The organism is Bacillus sp. ABP14 (assembly GCF_001831375.1).
Classification (GTDB): domain Bacteria; phylum Bacillota; class Bacilli; order Bacillales; family Bacillaceae_G; genus Bacillus_A; species Bacillus_A paranthracis.
On record NZ_CP017016.1, the window covers coordinates 2,779,303 to 2,796,683 of the forward strand.

The window sequence follows — 17,381 nt, forward strand, 5'->3', positions numbered from 1 at the left end:
TGGCATTTTTTTAACGAGAATGCTTTATGAATAAACGCCTTGCTTCTTCTGGTACATAGAACTTACCATTGCTTTCTACAACAACACTTCCTAGTTCATAATCTTTATTCTTAATACGAATTATATTTTTGTTAACAAATAATTGAGCTGTTACATTATTATGTTTTACTATGAGTACAGGATTCGCTACATCAGTTTTATCTATTGTTACAGTTGCACCATTCTGCTTAAAGGCTAATTCACTCTCTACAAATAATTTGTTTGTTACTTCTTCTAAATTAAAGCCCATCGCTTTCGCTATTGTCTTTGCAACGTCCGTGTTTTGAATCAAACCAACTAGCTTTTGAGGACCGTATGAATATAAAAATACATCCTCACCAGTATGACCTCCTGTTGTAAAGCCTATGTTCGCACGGTTAGCCAATAATGTAGTGAAAATTGGACCTACATCTATTTTCTTTTTAGCCGCTTGTAACCTCTCTTTTTCACCATAAGTTAAATGATCCAAGCCGTATAACTTAGCTACATCTTCTACATTTGATAAATCAGATTTCAAATTATTTATAGTCCCTTCAAGTGTCATTTTCGCTTTTTTCAATGGATCAATATATGCAGAGACCGGCGTAGTATTATAACCTTTTGTCGTATTCATATTGCCAATAGAAATACCGCTGTTACCATGGTCCGCTACGGCTATTAGCGTCGTATTACCATCTTTTTTTGCAAATCTTAATGCTTCTGCAACTGCATTATCAAATGCTAACACATCACTAATCATCCCAATTGGATCATTCACATGGGCTGCCCAGTCTGGTTTACTTCCTTCCACAAATAAAAAGAAGCCATCTTTATCTTTTGATAACGTTTGAATTGCTTTTTCTGTCATTTGAGAGAGTGTTGGTTGCTCTGGAGTTGTTGCTTCACGATCCATATCGAACGCTAAAGCATTATGTGAGAAAGAGCCCCAAATTTTATTAGCTTTGGATTTCAATAATGCATCTTTCGTTTCAACAAAGTCATATCCTTTGTTTTGAATCACTTTTACTAAATCTTCACCATCTTTTCGAATCCCACTATCTGTCTCAGGTAGAAGTGCTGCTTTTCCCCCACCTAATACGACATCTATATTTTGATATACTTGTTGCTCCGCGAGCACTTCAAAATTGTTACGATTCACATGATGAGCGGAGAATCCAGCAGGAGTAGCATGCTGAATTTCAGCTGTAGCAACAATTCCAGTTGCGCGACCAGTACGTTTCGCACCTTCTAAAACGTTGGCAACTGGACGTAACTTGTCCTCTTCTTTTATTGATTTTAAGCCAGGTGAACTCACAATAGTAGGTAATACCCCTACATATCCTGAATTCGATTTATTCCCCGTCGCTAAAGCTGTAGCTGCTGGAGCTGAGTCTGTTATAGCTGATTCCGCCGAATATGTACGAACTCCTCCTGTTACAATTTCATCTAATGCAAGTGGTTTCCCTTTATACAAGCGAGCTAATGTAGTTGCTGAAGAACTCGTTCCGTCCATAACCATTATGATTACATTTTTCGGTTGATGTTCTACTTTTTTCACTTTCGCTTCCACCGTATAATCATTCATCATACTTTCAGTACATAACATACTTAGTGTGATCGTTCCTACTAACAGTAACTTCTTCATCTTTAAACCCAATACAAACATGATTGCGCCTCCATTAGTTTCACATTCATTTACATACAAAATTCTGACTGCCTACATATGTTTTATTAGTTCCCAGTTTTTCTAAAGCTAACAATAGTAACTTTCTTATTCATTACATCTCGGTATAGTTCATCTATCTTATAAAGAAGATTTTTCATTATTAACTTGTTAAACAATAAATCCCCAATTGAATTAAATAAAAATTTATTGTTTAACAATAAATTTCGTGGTAAATTAATAAGATATTAAATAAATGAGGTGCTTTTTATGAAACAAGGATCAACACTCTTCCTAAAGACAGCTGTGATTCTAATGGGTATCCCTGTTCTTGCTATGTGCATTTTTTTAGTTCCTAAAATAGGAAACTTCGCCGCAGAACTTTATCCTGATATTGCATATATTAAATATCTTGTATTTATCAACTTATACGCAACAGCAATACCTTATTATTTTGCGCTGTATCAAACATTCAAACTTTTAAACTATATTGATAAAAACAACGCATTCTCTGAGCTGTCTGTTAAAGCTTTAAAAAATATTAAGTACAGCGCACTAGCCATTAGTGTATTATATGTATTAGGTATGCCACTTTTCTATCTTGTGGCAGAGAGAGATGACGCCCCTGGCATTATTATTATTGGAATGATTATGATTTTTGCTTCAATGGTAATCGCGGTCTTTGCTGCCGTTCTCCAAAGACTATTAAAAGATGCGATAGATATAAAATCAGAAAATGATTTAACGGTCTGAGGTGAATAATATGGCAATTATTATTAATATTGATGTAATGTTAGCGAAAAGAAAAATGAGTGTAACAGAGCTTTCGGAGAAGGTTGGAATTACAATGGCTAACCTTTCTATTTTGAAAAACGGAAAAGCAAAAGCAGTTCGGTTTTCAACTTTAGAAGCCATTTGTAAAGCATTAGAATGCCAACCTGGGGATATTTTAGAATATCAACCTGAAGATACCGAATAAAAAGAGTCCTTCACACGAGAAGGGCTCTTTTTATTTGGTATTACGGAGCAAAACTAACTCGACCAGTCAAAACTAAAATAATCGCGATGATCCAAAATATAAAGAATGATGAGGACAGTATGAATGAAAGAATAGCAATCCCCTTCTTCTCTGTTTTTTTCGTCATTGTAATGATAGAAAGTATGATACCTGCAACTGTCAGGGCAACTGTAATATAATCTCCCACTATATTACCTGCATTCGCTATCCTTGTTGGCGTTATAAAAACGAACAGAAAACATAAAATACCGATGAGTAAACATATGTAGCTTATTATACTGTACTTCTTTTTAGGAACTAGTTCAGTTTTCATACTAACTCACCCCTTCTATATAGCTATAAGTTCATATTAGCACAAATAACCATAATTTGGTTAAATCAAAAAACAGATACAGCGGAAACTTCCACTGTATCTGTTTTTTATTTAATAACTAAACCTGCTATTTCTTCTTTATCATTATAAGTTATAATGAATGTCCGTTGTTCTTTACTATATTTTGCTACAAGAATAACAGTATATAAGCCATCTTTTTCTTCAATCGATTGTTTTTCAATTTTTTCAAATGTACCAGCTTTCTCAATTATAGGTGTAAGATCTTTCATCTTTTCTTCTGACAATGCAGCTTTCATTTTACTATCAAATTTTTCACGCACGTCTTTATACTTTGCCTCATTTAATAATGATACAATTTCTTCCGCTTTTGAAATAAATTTTTTAGACGTACTTTCATCTACTTTATTACCGGTACATGCTGCGAGCGCGAACGCCGCGATAGCACTTATAATAATAAGTAACATTCTTCTCATTTTAATACACCCTTTCTTTTTAAAATAAAACTATAACTAAAAGTGAGTAACGCAAAAATTGCTATTGAAACTTCTGACATAATAATCCCGCTTTTCCCTGGCACATATAGCGATATAATGCCAGCTAATGCATTTACAGTCCCATGGATGAGAATTGCATATACAACATAACGAAATTTCTTTTGGACAACAGCTTGCAATACAATGAAAGAAAGCCCAACATGTAATACCATCGCAAAGATGCGCTCAATACCACCGAGATAATAACTGTCACCATTTTGAATGACTGTTTGTGATAATAATAGGGATATTACTGGGATACCGACTATCAACACCGCCTCAATACCACCATGCCCTGCTCCAAATAAAAAACCAGACTGCCAATCTCGTTGCTTCATAAAATAACGCATTGCGATAAAACGAGCTATCTCTTCAAAAATCCCAGCTGATATACTAAGCAAAACTGCAAATAGTATAGGCTGCATAACAGAAAACATTTGAAAATCTGTGCTAGTTCCATTTAAATAATTTAGCATTGGTATGCGAATCAATATTTGTGATACAACAAAAGCCAATATACCTAACATATATGGAATATAGCGTTTCTTCCAAAAAGCATATAAAAGTGCTATAAGCGGTAAACCAAAGCTAATCATTGTTGTAAAAATAAGACCATTCATCTCGCTTCACCTCTTACTTGAAGTGTATAAAATTGAGTGAAGAAAGTATGTAGTTATTTCTTATTCGGTTTCCTTTTCATCATAGATGGTCATTTCATCTCATTTAATATAAATGTTTGTGTGAAATAAGGACTTACATAAGTTGTTTCTAACGTCGCATTATTTGTTTTATTTATGATTCGTTTTAACGAAAATAGCCCGTACCCTCTAGCACCTTCTTTACTTGAATGGTTTTTCTCATAAATTTTTTGTAAATCAATCGCTTCACCCTTTGAACTATTACGCACGATAAAATATTGTCGTGAATCCATTTCAAAGAATGCGATTTGTAATATCTTTTCCTCACTACATACTGCTTCCTCAATTGCATTATCTACTAAAACTGAAATGATACGAATAAATGAAATAATCGTCATCGAAACACTTTCAATGTTCTCTGGTATATCAAGCATTACTTTTATTTGTTGCTGCTGAGCAGTGCTAACTTTTGCTCTTAATACGCTTCTTACTTCAGGAATTTGTATGCGAGATAATTTTGCGATATCAAGTTCATGATCATTTATTGTTTTTAATGTGGGAGCAATAACATCGTAGTACACTTGCTCAATTTCTTTCACATTTTTTGTACGTATTCCCTCTTCTAACGATAGTAATACATTCATATAATCATGACGGAAACTAGCAAGCTCATCATGCATATTCTCTAATTTCTCCACATAATCTAATAACTCTTTATCTAAACGTTTTTCATGCTCTTCTCGTAACTTTTCTTTCGATAAATGTGAGCTTATTAGTACTATGATTAGTAATAATAAAAAAATAATAATTGCTGAATTATAACTTACTTCACTGTATTGTTGATTTATTTTTGCTAAAAACTCAGTTGACGGCTGAGTTAAAATTAGTTCAATAATAAACCCGATCATTAATAATATATAAGTTACATAGTATAACGGACTACTTACTATATATTGAGCGATTTTTTGAATTCTTTTACGCGCTACTAAAATACCGATAAAAGTAAGGATTGATACGATAAGATGAATAATACTACCTGTCCATAAATATAAATTGAATGGCGTTAACATAAAGATTTTCATCCCTAAATCTAATAGCAACATTTTCACTAACGTTATAATCACCATACTCACCAGTGCAAAATATAAATTATGCTTAAATTTCAATTCATTTTGCATTAATCCTAAACTTATTAAAAATAACACAATCGTACTATTCAATTCTGGATATCTCGTTACTGTTACAACAATAGCAAGTAAAATAATGAATACCGTACTTAAAGCTATTAACATTCTAACTGACAATCTGTTGTATCGGATTAATTGTATGTATAAAAACGTGTGACACATACTAGTAAGCAGTATTGCAAATAAATCATAAATATACATTACATCTCACCCTTTAACATGTTACGTACTTTACTCACTAAACGCCGTGACACTGGAATGCGTTTCCCGCTTTTTAAAACTATCATTTTTTGTTTCGCATCGTAAGAAGACATTTGCTTCGTATTCACGATATATGATTGATGACACCGAAATAAACGTTCATCGATTATTTCTATCTCCTTTAATGCTCCATAAAAATAAACGATTCGATCTAATGTCACTAATGCTAAACGGTGCGGTTCATCAGTCATAACATATTCAACTTCATAAAAAGGAACCCGTACAGTGGCATTACTATTTTCAACGATAAAGTCATCGGACGGAATAATATGCTTATTTCTTGCTTCATATTGAAGTAAACATTGTTCAAAAACTTTATATCTCTCCTCATATGGCAACCCTTTATCAATAAAAGTTAATGCTGATACCATATATTGATATGAAATAGGTGCAAATTCAGAATGTGTCGTTACAAACACAATAATTCCTTGCGTATCATACTTTCGTATCTCTTGTGCTACTTGTAACCCTTTACGCTCTTCCCTTTTAATCTCTATATCTAAAAAATAGATTGGAACATACTTCGCCTTCGGAATATTAGTAATAATATTTTCACTTTTACTAGTCACCTCAATAAAATCAAAAGGCAACATATATTTCTCACAAATCTCTTCAACTAACCGCTTCATTTGCTGCGCCTGTATGACATCATCTTCTAAAATAAAAATACTCATGTGATCACTCGCTTTATTGAAATCTTTTCATCTATAGATTTATCTATAAATATATAATTCAAATTATAATAATATTCTCCTTCTCATTAATTGAAATAATTAATCTGCTATTACATAGAGAAACCTCAACTTTTCAAACAAAAAGTTGAGGTTTTCTTCAAATCAATTTATAACTAAATCCGCCCGATCCTTCGGCAATTCCGTTTCTAAGTAATAATCCTCTGCTTTCCAATACCTATTCTCAAACTTTGAAAGGTTTTTCTGTGTTTTCTTACTCTCGCGTAGAAATCTTGTCTCTCTTGGACAATCCAAGTACACCATATAATGAAAGAAATCTCTCCATTCTTTTCGCTGTAGAAAAACGCCTTCAATTACAATTACACCTACTATGGGGATCTGTACTTTTTTCATTTCGCATGAGTCTGTCTTATCATTATAGAACGGTAATTTTAGTTTTGTTTCATTTTGTAACTTTCGAAAAAATTTCTGCCGAAGCCACTCAATATCCCATTGCAAATAATAATACTCATACCATTCTTCAAATCCGGTATCATAGCGTTTATTACGCTCCACTATATGATCATCAATATGAAAAATATGAAACGGAATGCTTTCCTGTTTCATATTTTCCTTTAAATTTGCAACGAATGTTGTTTTTCCCGAACGACTTAAACCATCTATACCTAAAATAAATTTATTTTCCCTATGCTTCTTCATAATAGTTATAAGTTCGTTTGTACTCATTACTTCTTCCACTCTTCTTTTAATAAAGAATATAAAATGGTATCATGCGCAACTCCATTTTGAATCATATGTTTTCGAAGTAATCCTTCTTCTTGAAATCCTGCTTTACTTAATAATTTTTGAGAAGCTTTATTCTCTACATATACAACAGCAGCAATTCTTATAAGTTGCAGCATTTCAAATCCGTAAGTTAAAATCGCCTGTAATGCTTCCGAGGCGTATCCTTGTCCCCAATATGTATCATCTAATTCATAACCAATTTCAGCTCGCTTATGATGATGGTTAATTAAATGAAAACCGCACGTTCCGATTAATTGGCCCGTCCCCTTTTTCTCTATTCCCCAGCGAAATACATTTCCCTCTTCATAACGATTTTTAAACGTTTGAATCGTTGTTTTCGCTTGCTCAATATTTTCGAAAGAATCCATTCCGAAATAACGTATAACAGACTCTTTTGAAAAATAACGGAACATCGTTTCTGCATCTAACAGCGTTAATTCTCTTAATTGTAAACGTTCTGTTTCTAGTTTCGGAAACCCCATCTCTTTTTCTCCTTCTATTCTAATGAACTGCAAATTTCGATATAATTCCCATCTGGATCAGCAATATATGCAATTGTTTGTCCCCACGGCTTTACAATTGGTTCAACTAAAATTGTAATACCTTGTTCTCTAAATTGCTCAATTGTTTTTTCTACATTTTCAACAACGAATCCTAATTCAAAATGAGAAGATTGTAACTCGCCTTCTGTAAGTGGTAATCCTGTTAATTCTTTCACGTCTTGCCGCGTATTCATTGCTAATATTGTAGATCCCGTATTAAATTCAATATATGTACCGTGCTCTGCTTTTATAGGCAACTGTAAAATATCTTTATAGAATTTTAAACATTCCTCAAACTTTTCTACATATAAAATGATGTACTTCATCTTCAAATCCATTATTAATCCCCCTTTATATCCATCCCTAAAATTTCGACAAAAGCCTCATAAAAACCTTGTTTCCTATAATAACGAGCACAAAAAAATGAGGCCGATTTCTCGGCCTCCCAGCTTATTGGCATAAAACAGGAGATTTGGTTTGGACATAACCAGTTCGTACTCTTATTATATTTTATTTTTTCTGAATTTTAAATACATTAAACACCTATTTATATTGAGAAAGTTTTTTTACTTGCATAAAATTAATGAGTTTAAGAAATGCTACAAATGGAGGTGTATACATATGGAACCAATGCTATGTCCAAGTTGTAAAACGAACCGCACTCGCTTTAATATTCTTGAGCAACAAGTAAAACCAGTCAAATTAAATCCACAAACTGGTCAAGTAGAAGAAGAATACACAAATGAAACGATGAACGCTTTTCATATGGCTTATCAAGGACCTACATACAGAGTCCAATGTGCTGTATGTGGACTTGTTGAAAATCCTGAACAATTTATTAAACCTGCTCAAAATCAGTCTTTCTAATAATTTCATTACTATCCCTTGTAGAAATAGATTTTTCTATAGGGGATTTTTTCGTTTTATACTTTAATAAAAAACGTGTTTCTTCCTTATTATAAGTTACACCCCACATCTTTTTAGTCATCTTTTATTTTTTGATCCTCAATATGAATCTTTTTTCTTCATTTATTATTTTCAGGGTAATTATTAGGCTTTGATATTGTTAATTTTGTGCCTTCATATAGATTTTTATTATATAAAAAAGAGTGAGCAAAAATACGATTATATAGAAACAAAAGAAGTTGATGCCCATATTAATTACCTCTTTACAAAATCAACTTCTTTTAAACTCCACTTTTTATTATAATATTTCACTTTTTAATTTCTTAATTTTCCAAGTGAGTCTTATAAAGAAGTATATCCACATACAACCTGTAAGACCCGTCATAGCTTTCGCCCACATTGGCACTCTTGATTCCATCGGGCTTATAAATAGATTGTACATTGATGGTAATATAGTTGCTAACATAATAACAAAGAATACTAATAACTCATTTAATTTTTGTATTCTCGTCTCCTTTTCTGAGTAAATATCAGGCAATTCATTTACCTCTTCTACTTCTTTACAAAAATAATTCCATCTTGTGAAACTTGTTACGCGTTTCCAACCTGACATTTCGTATATTTCGAAATACTCTTGTTGTTGTTCTTTCGAATCTCTATAAACCAATCTAAAATCAGCTTTGTATATTACATCTTTTGGCTCCGTTTTCTGAAACGTATACATTAAATTATATTTTTGTAATGCCCAACCTTGCTGATGCATCTTTCGTAAAAAAGCTTCTTCTTTTTCTAAATTCCATGCCGTAAAAAACTTGAATACCCTTTTTGTCTCCATCTTCCATTCACTCCCCTAATATACTATTCCCATTCCTTACAGATCTCTGCAACCTGTTATACTCTAGCTCTAATACTTCTTTACCAAGTGACGTTAACTCATAGCACTTCTTTCTATCTGTTGAGGCAACTTCAATAATTAATTTCTCTTTTAATAACTTCGTTGTATTCCCGTATAAAGTTCCAGGACCGAGTTTTACTTCTCCATTTGTCATCTCTTCTACCATTTGCATAATTCCATATCCGTGCATTGGTTTCACTAGGGATAACAATATGTAATATGTCGCCTCAGTTAACGGAATATATTTTCTCGCTTTCGTATTCATTATAACCACCTCCGATACATCGCTTCATGATATATCGACTTACGATACATCGTATACCGATATTATATATTCACACTCCAAAATATGCAAGAGTATAATTTAATAATTGAATATTTATTTCTTTGAATTGAAAAATCATATAAATTTTCTGAATAATTTGTTAAAATATAGAAATATCCGTTTATATTTTGAAAGGAATGATATATGTGATAAATAAATTGAAGGAAAATATAGGATCAGTTTTTATAGGTAAAGAAAATGTTATAGATCTATTAATTGTTTCCTTGCTTGCTGACGGTCATGTACTTCTTGAGGATGTACCTGGTACTGGGAAAACGTTACTTGCGAAAACACTTTCAAAAAGTATTGGTGGTAATTTTTCTCGCGTTCAATTTACACCGGATGTACTTCCGAGTGATGTGACAGGTATTGAATATTTCAATCCGAAAACGAGCGAATTCGAGTTAAGACTCGGACCAGTCGTGGCAAACATTCTACTGGCAGATGAAATTAACCGTGCAATGCCGAGAACACAGTCTAGTTTATTAGAAGCGATGGAAGAACGACAAGTGACGCTTGAAAAGCAGTCAACTCCTCTTCCAAAACCGTTCTTTGTTATTGCGACGCAAAATCCAATTGAATCACAAGGAACGTTCCCTCTTCCAGATGCACAGCTTGATCGCTTTTTAATGACAATTTCTATAGGTTATCCAAATCCTGAAGATGAACTACAAATGATGCGACGTTTTCGTAACGATGCACCACTAGAAAGTGTCACATCTGTTATTACTTTAGATGATATTTTAGATGCACAGAAACAAGTAAAAGAAATTTTCGTATCAGAACTGTTAGAACATTACATTATTAAACTTGCTCATGCTACAAGAAATCATGATTATATCGCTAACGGTGTAAGTCCACGTGCCACACTAGCTTTAGTACGTGCTGTTCAAGCTTTAGCCTTTTTACGCGGGAGAGAATATTGCACACCAGAAGATATACAATTTTTAGTTCCTTCTGTTTGGAATCACCGTATCATCTTATCAATGGAAGGCGCATTACGTACGACAAAAAATGAAATGATGCAAAAGATTTTAAAAGAGGTTGACGTACCAGTGGAGATTGAGCAAACATGAATGGACAGCGCGTTGTAACTGTACCTTTATTTTTTCAACTTCATATTATTCAATTATCTGTTCCAGGCGCGATACTATTTACATTTTTTATGCCGCAACGAATCATTATGTTTTTCTTTTTCTTCTACTATTTATTTGCGATTTTCATTTATAAATATGTCGCATATATAGAGAAAAAATTTCAAGTGATAAACGAGAAACAAACAACTCGTTTATTTCCTAATGAATCTGGACAATTTTTTATTCATTTAAAAAACGGAGCAAACATACCACTCGTTAATGGTTTTTGTTATTTTCATTTAGACCCGTCTCTACTACCGCATAAAGATCAAGGAATTGAACAAATATCAAAAACACTATTCTCTTTCCCTTTTTCACAACCTGCCCATTCAGCGCAAAAATGGGATTTAACATTAACCGCAACGAAGCGTGGTGTGTTTCAAATTGAACAGTTCGAATGTGTTTTGAAAGATCCTTTTCATTTATTATCTGTACATTTACCTGTATTTGATAAATTAAGAACTGAAATTATTGTGTATCCATCACCTAAAGAAGTAGCAGGTTTGCAAGAACTTCAGCAACTTTTAAATGGATCTTATCGAACGAATTTTTCTTTTTACAATGATGAAACATCTATTATCGGTGTGAAACGGTACGAACGTGAGTCTTTCCGTTCTATTCATTGGAAAGCATCTGCTAAAATGCAGGAATTACAGGCGAAGCAATATGAACCTGTAAAAAATTATAGTTGGACGATCTGTCTTTCTTTAGCTGCTGATCGCGGGTTTGGTTGGAAAGATAATATAGAAGATCTTATTTCATTTGCAACATACATTTGTCAATACGCTACGAAGCATCAAATACCGTTTGAATTATTTATTAGTATATTAGCTGAAGGTGGTCCTCTGCACTTACCATTAAATGAAGGGCAAACACATTACGCAAGAGCTTTAGAGGAATTGGCACGTATTTCAGACGATAGCACATTAATTCCGAAACAAGGATTTCTCCATTATACAAATAGAAAAGGAGAACGATCGTCTACAATGATTTACATTGGCTTGCAGAAGAATGACCTCTCTCTTCTATCGCAACCTACGTTTCTCATAAATAACGAAGGGATGGTGGAAAAGCTTGAAAACTTGGCTCTATCACGTTAATGACTTTATTCTGCTGCTCCTCCTTTCGTTATTAACAGAAAGGGACGAACTTGTTGCTATTGCTATATTTTTAACAACTGGCTATATTGGAGTATTTCTTATTCATAAGTTCATGGAAAAAAGAACGCCAGGATTTGTCATACTGTTAATAACTCAAATAATTGGTTGTTCTATCTTTCTCCCTTTCTCTCTATTTGGCACAATTATGTTACCGCTTTTCTTCTTTATCGTACATGTAGTTGGACCTGGCTACCAAGTTCAAAAATCGTTAGGCGGTATTGTTTGGTTTGGTGTTTCGGCTATATTTTATGCTCCCTTTCCAACGCTCGGGAAACTGTTACTATTAGTTATACACATTATGATTACATTTTGGTTAACCGGGGCAAATCGGAATCAACAGGTATTACGTTTCACTTCTATCATTACGATCGGTGTAATGAGTATATTAATTGTTCAAGTGTTTCCTTTTATTCGAGTCATTTTTAGTTTTATCACAGAAGTAGTCGCATTAGGAGTCGGTTATATTATAAATCCATTTCTCGTAGCAGCTGAATTGAAAGATACGGAAGGTGTTTGGGCAAGTAAAGGGCATCTCTTAAAGCCTCAAATTGAAGAAAATAGAGGGAAACTTCCTGATTTTGATCCAACTCTCATAAATAGCATGACCATAATAGCCTGTGCTGCCATTGCTATTTACGTCGTATGGAAAATATTAAAAAAACGAAAACAATTCAGTTTACCAAATATGCCTGTCTTCGAATCTACTATTATTACCGATAAAGAAGGTATAACCCAAAACCGATTTAAACGAAACAAGCCGCCACATAATGAAATTCGAAAAGAAATTTTTAAGCTTGAGAGTAAGTTAATTCCTCCTTTAAATAGAAATCGCGGAGAAACTGTTGAAGCATGGTTAGGAAGAATAAATAGTGAAGAAGATGTAAATATTGAGAGTCATATTATTATAAATGCTTATAATACAGTGCGTTATTCTAATGAGGAAAACACCGTACTTTTGTATGAATTTAAGGAAGAGATTCATAAGCTTTATATGTATCAGAAGAGTTTAAAGAAAAGGAAGAAGTAACACAATAAAAAGACTCCTATTTTCATAGGAGTCTTTTTATACTTCTACGTTACTTTTTAAATTGAGGCGTTTTTTCCTGCTTCAATCTCTAATGACTCTTCATGCCACCAAAGTGTTTCTTCAGGGTCTTCTTTAGCGATTTGGTGTGCTTCTTTCTTCGTTTCTACTGTAGGATATGAACCTTTTAGCGCACGTCCTGATGTTGTAACGAATAGTACACTAAATACAACTAATCCAATAATACTTACACCTGTTAAATAAAATGCCGGTGCAAGCGGGTTACCGGTTGCATGAACTAAGTATGAACATACAAGTGGTGTTGTACCACCAAATATCGATACAGAAATATTAAATGAGATCGAAAGTGCTCGATAACGTACATCAGTGAAAAAGAGTGATGGTAATAATGAAGGTAATGTTCCTTCATATACACTTAGGAAGAAACCTAATACGAAAATACCTGCAAATATAGCTGCAATATGCCCGTTACCTATTAGTAAAAATGCTGGAATTGCAAATACAGTTAAACCAAGTAAACCAATTTGCACGACGCGTTTATTACCAATTTTATCACTTAATTTACCGAAATATAGTGCTAGTGGAATCATAAGTGCCATCGTAATAGAAATAATTAGTAAGCCTGTTGTTTCTTCGACTTTAAGTACTTGAGTTAGATAAGAAGGAATATACGAAAGAATCATATAATTTGTAATATTAAAGAAGGCGACAATTACTGTGCTTAATAAGAAGTCTTTTTTGTGATATTTCATAATATCCATAAATGAAAATTGTTCATTGTCTTCAGATTCCTCTTGTGCTTTTTCCATCTCTTCAAAGATGGGAGATTCATCTAAATGACGGCGTAAGTATAAACCGACCAAACCAATTGGTGCAGCTATTAAGAAAGGAATACGCCAGCCCCAGCTGAGCATTTGTTCATCTGTTAACAATAACGTCAAAATGGTAACAATTACCGATGCAGCAATGTAACCTGAGAGTGTTCCAATTTCAAGACCACTACCGAGTATACCACGCTTTTTATCTGGAGAAGATTCTGCGATATAAACCATTGCACCTGAATATTCGCCGCCTGTAGAAAAGCCTTGAATCATTCGGGCAACTAAAAGTAGTATTGGTGCCCATACACCAATTTGTTCATAGGTTGGTAGTAATGCGATGAATAATGTAGAAAGTGCCATTAAAATAATAGTAGTACTTAACACAATTTTTCGGCCGTACTTATCTCCTATTCTACCAAAGAATACACCTCCGATTGGTCGAACGAGGAAGGCCGCTGCAAATGTACCAAATGTAAGTACAAGTTGCAAGCCACTATTATCAACACCTGAGAAGAATAATTGACTTAAAATTACCGCTAAATACGCGTATAATCCGAAGTCAAACCACTCCATTGCGTTCCCAATACCAGTAGCAACTACTGCTTTCCTGGCTTGTTTAGGATTAACAATATTAACGTCTTGAGGTTCAAAATTTAAATCATTATTTTGTTGCATATAATAAAACAGCTCCTTATTTAATTTAACTTCTTTAAGCACACCTTCTCTTATTGAATAAAATTAATTCGAAGCACTTAAGGAAAAGCAACGTCTCCTTTTCTGTTATTATTATTTCACATAATTAATTATTTGTCCAATTAAATGCTCTTTTTATATAAATTTACACCCTATTTAACTTGTTATAAAATGACGTTTAGCTTATATAATACATACCTTTACACTACAAATAAAACTTTAATTTATTTATATTTATAACGTTTCTATAATTGCTTCCTTTAACCTAGAAATCAGTAACTTTTACTAAAGATTTGCATATATTTAAAAAGTGAACTCATTAGCTCGAATTTTGTCTTATGACATTCAACTATAATATTATTATAGATTTAAAGGAGGCTATTTTATGTTGGAAATAATACTTTTATTTGCTACTGTTTCTTTTCTCTTAATTATGTCTGGATTTTTCATTATCTTAAAACAATATAAAGAAATTAAAAATATAAAGACTATATTAACTACAAAAAAAGAAAATGAGAAAACTTCCCCCGAAAACTCCATCCCTTTGCAATTAGACCTTAGTGTTCTCAATAATTTACTCGCTTCTGGAATCAATAAAAACTCTAATTCAAGTAATGAAAATTGTGAGTCTGATAAAAACAAATGATTGTTATGCTTATACCAAAAAGAAAATATATCTCCTATTTTATCTAATCTTATTAACAACTACCTCTGATTAAAAAGGAGGCTGCTTATGTGTAAAAATTCAATTTCTATTATTATCCCCATACAACATAAAATAAAAAATTTACCTAGAATTTTGGAAGCATGTAAACAACTACAGCCTTTAGAAATTATCCTTACTATTAACGGATATACTCAGGATTCAATTGAGAGTGCAGATTCCTACAATTGTGAAATTATTACACTAGAAGAACCGATAGAATCTACTAATCTTTATGTAATTGGCGCAAAAAAAGCAAAGGGGCAGTACCTCTTATTTTTAGATGAAAATTACATGATTGACTCCTTCTCACTTATACAATTTCTTCAACCATTACGAAATGGATTGGCTGACGTCGTATTAAATAATTTAGATGAATTTTTTTATCAAAAACAACAGCCCCATTTAGCAATGATTTGGCAACAAGTTACAAATCATTTTTTTCATCACCCGGATTTAAATATTAACTCCTTATTATTCCCTCCCTATGCAATGACAAAAGAAGTACTTGAGGTAATTAATCCAGATAATTTATCAAATCCAATATTGGCCCAAATGAAAATTATTAAACATAAATTTCGAATTTGCGATCAATTCAACATTTCTATCCCTCAAGTTCCCTCTTTTCCTTCAACTCAACTCATTCATTATCATCTTGAAGCCATTGCAAATTGGCTCAATATAGAGCAAAATCCAAGAGGAAACTATACCGATAATAATCGAAAGCGTGATATTATTTTAGGGCTTCAAAACGGGGAACAAAAATCCATTCCAAAAATAATTACAGGTAAAGAGTTTTATTCGAATACTTATGGAGAGCAACAATTATCAGTTATCATCCCTGTTCAAAATGAAGAAAAAACGATAGAATCTGTCATTTTTGAGGTACAGAAATTAAAACCTTTTGAAATTATCGTTATTGTTAATGGATCAACAGATAAAACAGAGGAATTGGCTAAGGGTTGCGGTGCAACAGTTATTAGTTACGAAGAAGCACTTGGAAATGATACAGGACGTGCTGTTGGTGCCTTTTTTGCCAAAGGTGACATATTATTATTTATAGATGGAGATTTCTTAATTTCTAGTTATGAATTATTACCATTTGTACAATCTATTCAAAATGGCACGGACTTAGCTTTAAATAAACTAGAGTACTACTATAAGTATCGTCTCCCCTATTCTATCGTCACCGCATGTAAATATGCTGTCAACTTAGCATGTAATCGAAAAGATTTAGGTATGGGATCCACAATTGCTGTCCCTCATGCTTTTAGTCGAAAATGCATTCATACAATTGGATTTGATTCACTTCTTTCACCAACCTTAAGTCAAGTGAAAACAATTTTAGCAGGCTTTCATGTACAAAATGTCCATTCTGTCGACGTTGATAAATTGAATCGTGTTCGACCAGAAAAACACTTCACTGAGAAAGGTTCCCTTTCATTAGCAACACAACAAATCATTGGTGATCATATAGAAGCAATTTCTTATCTCATCGAACAAAAAAGAGGTAAAGAGTGCTTTTAATTATACATCCTGTCTACTAAATAATATATTATCTCATTTTTAATATATGACAGAATAAAAAAGATGGGGTGTAACCATCTTTTTTATTTTTACATTAGATCAAAAGAAAAGTAGCAAGTAGGCTTTTCATTTCTGTATCTTTCTTAAGAAGTTTGAAAAGAGAGGCTTGTTAATGAAGATTCAACACTTAAATCATCATTTAGTGCAATTGAGAAACATGCAACTAATGGTAAAGTAATAACAATGGATCCACTAGGATTAATTACAATTGTAGGACTTGTCCCACATGTGTCCCCACAATCTACTTCTGCATCAATTCCACTACCAGGGGTAATTGTAATTTTAAGACACACATCTAAACAAACATTATTCGTAATACATGCCATAACTCTCCCTCCTTTCCTTTAACAATATATGCAATTAATTAAATTCGGACACGACTCTCGTACTAAATTTTATAAATTAAATGTTATTTTACTATTCCTTTAATAGGAAATT

The 17,381-nt window shown here is 32.9% G+C and carries 21 protein-coding genes; 8 read left to right on the forward strand and 13 right to left on the reverse strand.

Annotation, left to right across the window (positions count from 1 at the left end; translation table 11 throughout):
• Positions 1–10 precede the first annotated feature (10 nt).
• Positions 11–1,684 carry an alkaline phosphatase gene (locus BGI23_RS14455; protein WP_070806340.1) on the reverse strand — a complete coding sequence of 558 codons (1,674 nt, stop codon included), beginning with the start codon at positions 1,682–1,684 and terminating at the stop codon, positions 11–13.
• A gap of 267 nt (positions 1,685–1,951) precedes the next feature.
• Between BGI23_RS14455 and BGI23_RS14460 the strand changes: the two genes are divergently transcribed.
• Together BGI23_RS14460 and BGI23_RS14465 are read left to right on the forward strand one after the other, a co-directional pair.
• Positions 1,952–2,434, forward strand: a complete 483-nt coding sequence (locus BGI23_RS14460) for a DUF2975 domain-containing protein (RefSeq protein ID WP_000809097.1) — start codon at positions 1,952–1,954, stop codon at positions 2,432–2,434.
• A 10-nt stretch (positions 2,435–2,444) separates the two neighbouring features.
• Positions 2,445–2,660, forward strand: a complete 216-nt coding sequence (locus BGI23_RS14465) for a helix-turn-helix domain-containing protein (RefSeq protein WP_000974619.1) — start codon at positions 2,445–2,447, stop codon at positions 2,658–2,660.
• Positions 2,661–2,700: 40 nt separating this feature from the next.
• Here BGI23_RS14465 and BGI23_RS14470 read toward each other — a convergent pair whose 3' ends face one another.
• From BGI23_RS14470 to BGI23_RS14505, 8 genes are all read right to left on the reverse strand, one after another.
• Entirely contained in the window at positions 2,701–3,012 is a 312-nt protein-coding gene (locus BGI23_RS14470) for a hypothetical protein (protein WP_000845972.1), read from the reverse strand.
• A gap of 107 nt (positions 3,013–3,119) precedes the next feature.
• Positions 3,120–3,506 carry a DUF3887 domain-containing protein gene (locus BGI23_RS14475; RefSeq protein ID WP_070806341.1) on the reverse strand — a complete coding sequence of 129 codons (387 nt, stop codon included), beginning with the start codon at positions 3,504–3,506 and terminating at the stop codon, positions 3,120–3,122.
• A complete protein-coding gene (locus tag BGI23_RS14480; RefSeq protein ID WP_001013700.1) occupies positions 3,503–4,186 on the reverse strand; it encodes a YhfC family intramembrane metalloprotease in 684 nt (227 codons plus the stop codon). Before BGI23_RS14480 ends, BGI23_RS14475 begins: the two co-directional genes overlap by 4 nt.
• An 89-nt stretch (positions 4,187–4,275) precedes the next feature.
• On the reverse strand, positions 4,276–5,592 hold the full coding sequence (locus BGI23_RS14485) for a GHKL domain-containing protein (RefSeq protein WP_070806342.1): 1,317 nt from the start codon (positions 5,590–5,592) through the stop codon (positions 4,276–4,278).
• On the reverse strand, positions 5,592–6,326 hold the full coding sequence (locus BGI23_RS14490) for a response regulator transcription factor (protein ID WP_070806343.1): 735 nt from the start codon (positions 6,324–6,326) through the stop codon (positions 5,592–5,594). Before BGI23_RS14490 ends, BGI23_RS14485 begins: the two co-directional genes overlap by 1 nt.
• A 162-nt stretch (positions 6,327–6,488) precedes the next feature.
• Positions 6,489–7,070 (reverse strand): kinase, encoded by a 582-nt coding sequence (locus tag BGI23_RS14495; protein ID WP_070806344.1) that lies wholly within the window; start codon positions 7,068–7,070, stop codon positions 6,489–6,491.
• Complete coding sequence (locus tag BGI23_RS14500; RefSeq protein ID WP_070806345.1) at positions 7,070–7,612, reverse strand: GNAT family N-acetyltransferase; 543 nt, start codon at positions 7,610–7,612, stop codon at positions 7,070–7,072. Before BGI23_RS14500 ends, BGI23_RS14495 begins: the two co-directional genes overlap by 1 nt.
• Before the next feature lie 14 nt (positions 7,613–7,626).
• Positions 7,627–8,010, reverse strand: coding sequence for a VOC family protein (locus tag BGI23_RS14505; RefSeq protein ID WP_070806346.1), 384 nt, complete (start codon positions 8,008–8,010; stop codon positions 7,627–7,629).
• Between the two features lie 283 nt (positions 8,011–8,293).
• Between BGI23_RS14505 and BGI23_RS14510 the strand changes: the two genes are divergently transcribed.
• Entirely contained in the window at positions 8,294–8,539 is a 246-nt protein-coding gene (locus BGI23_RS14510; RefSeq protein ID WP_000433609.1) for a hypothetical protein, read from the forward strand.
• 337 nt (positions 8,540–8,876) lie between these two features.
• Here the strand turns inward: BGI23_RS14510 and BGI23_RS14515 are convergent, their stop codons facing one another.
• Both BGI23_RS14515 and BGI23_RS14520 read right to left on the reverse strand, forming a co-directional pair.
• A complete protein-coding gene (locus BGI23_RS14515; protein WP_070806347.1) occupies positions 8,877–9,413 on the reverse strand; it encodes a DUF2812 domain-containing protein in 537 nt (178 codons plus the stop codon).
• 7 nt (positions 9,414–9,420) lie between these two features.
• On the reverse strand, positions 9,421–9,738 hold the full coding sequence (locus BGI23_RS14520; protein WP_070806348.1) for a PadR family transcriptional regulator: 318 nt from the start codon (positions 9,736–9,738) through the stop codon (positions 9,421–9,423).
• Positions 9,739–9,944: 206 nt separating this feature from the next.
• Here BGI23_RS14520 and BGI23_RS14525 point away from each other — a divergent pair, with 206 nt between their 5' ends.
• From BGI23_RS14525 to BGI23_RS14535, 3 genes are read left to right on the forward strand one after another with little or no spacing between them, the layout of a single operon-like run.
• Positions 9,945–10,874 carry an AAA family ATPase gene (locus tag BGI23_RS14525; protein WP_070806349.1) on the forward strand — a complete coding sequence of 310 codons (930 nt, stop codon included), beginning with the start codon at positions 9,945–9,947 and terminating at the stop codon, positions 10,872–10,874.
• Positions 10,871–12,034, forward strand: coding sequence for a DUF58 domain-containing protein (locus BGI23_RS14530; protein WP_070806350.1), 1,164 nt, complete (start codon positions 10,871–10,873; stop codon positions 12,032–12,034). Before BGI23_RS14525 ends, BGI23_RS14530 begins: the two co-directional genes overlap by 4 nt.
• Complete coding sequence (locus BGI23_RS14535; protein WP_070806351.1) at positions 12,009–13,121, forward strand: DUF4018 domain-containing protein; 1,113 nt, start codon at positions 12,009–12,011, stop codon at positions 13,119–13,121. The genes BGI23_RS14530 and BGI23_RS14535 overlap by 26 nt, the downstream gene beginning before the upstream one ends.
• A gap of 56 nt (positions 13,122–13,177) precedes the next feature.
• Here the strand turns inward: BGI23_RS14535 and BGI23_RS14540 are convergent, their stop codons facing one another.
• The gene (locus BGI23_RS14540; RefSeq protein ID WP_001186943.1) at positions 13,178–14,635 is read right to left on the reverse strand and encodes an MFS transporter; all 1,458 of its coding nucleotides are present in this window, start codon (positions 14,633–14,635) and stop codon (positions 13,178–13,180) included.
• A gap of 403 nt (positions 14,636–15,038) precedes the next feature.
• On the opposite strand from BGI23_RS14540, the gene BGI23_RS14545 reads away from it, so the two are divergent.
• Together BGI23_RS14545 and BGI23_RS14550 are read left to right on the forward strand one after the other, a co-directional pair.
• Positions 15,039–15,299 (forward strand): hypothetical protein, encoded by a 261-nt coding sequence (locus BGI23_RS14545; RefSeq protein WP_070806352.1) that lies wholly within the window; start codon positions 15,039–15,041, stop codon positions 15,297–15,299.
• Positions 15,300–15,386: 87 nt separating this feature from the next.
• Positions 15,387–16,883 carry a glycosyltransferase gene (locus BGI23_RS14550; protein ID WP_070806353.1) on the forward strand — a complete coding sequence of 499 codons (1,497 nt, stop codon included), beginning with the start codon at positions 15,387–15,389 and terminating at the stop codon, positions 16,881–16,883.
• Positions 16,884–17,026: 143 nt separating this feature from the next.
• On the opposite strand, the gene BGI23_RS14555 is transcribed toward BGI23_RS14550, so the two are convergent.
• Positions 17,027–17,269 carry a hypothetical protein gene (locus BGI23_RS14555; protein ID WP_000752185.1) on the reverse strand — a complete coding sequence of 81 codons (243 nt, stop codon included), beginning with the start codon at positions 17,267–17,269 and terminating at the stop codon, positions 17,027–17,029.
• Positions 17,270–17,381: the final 112 nt, after the last annotated feature.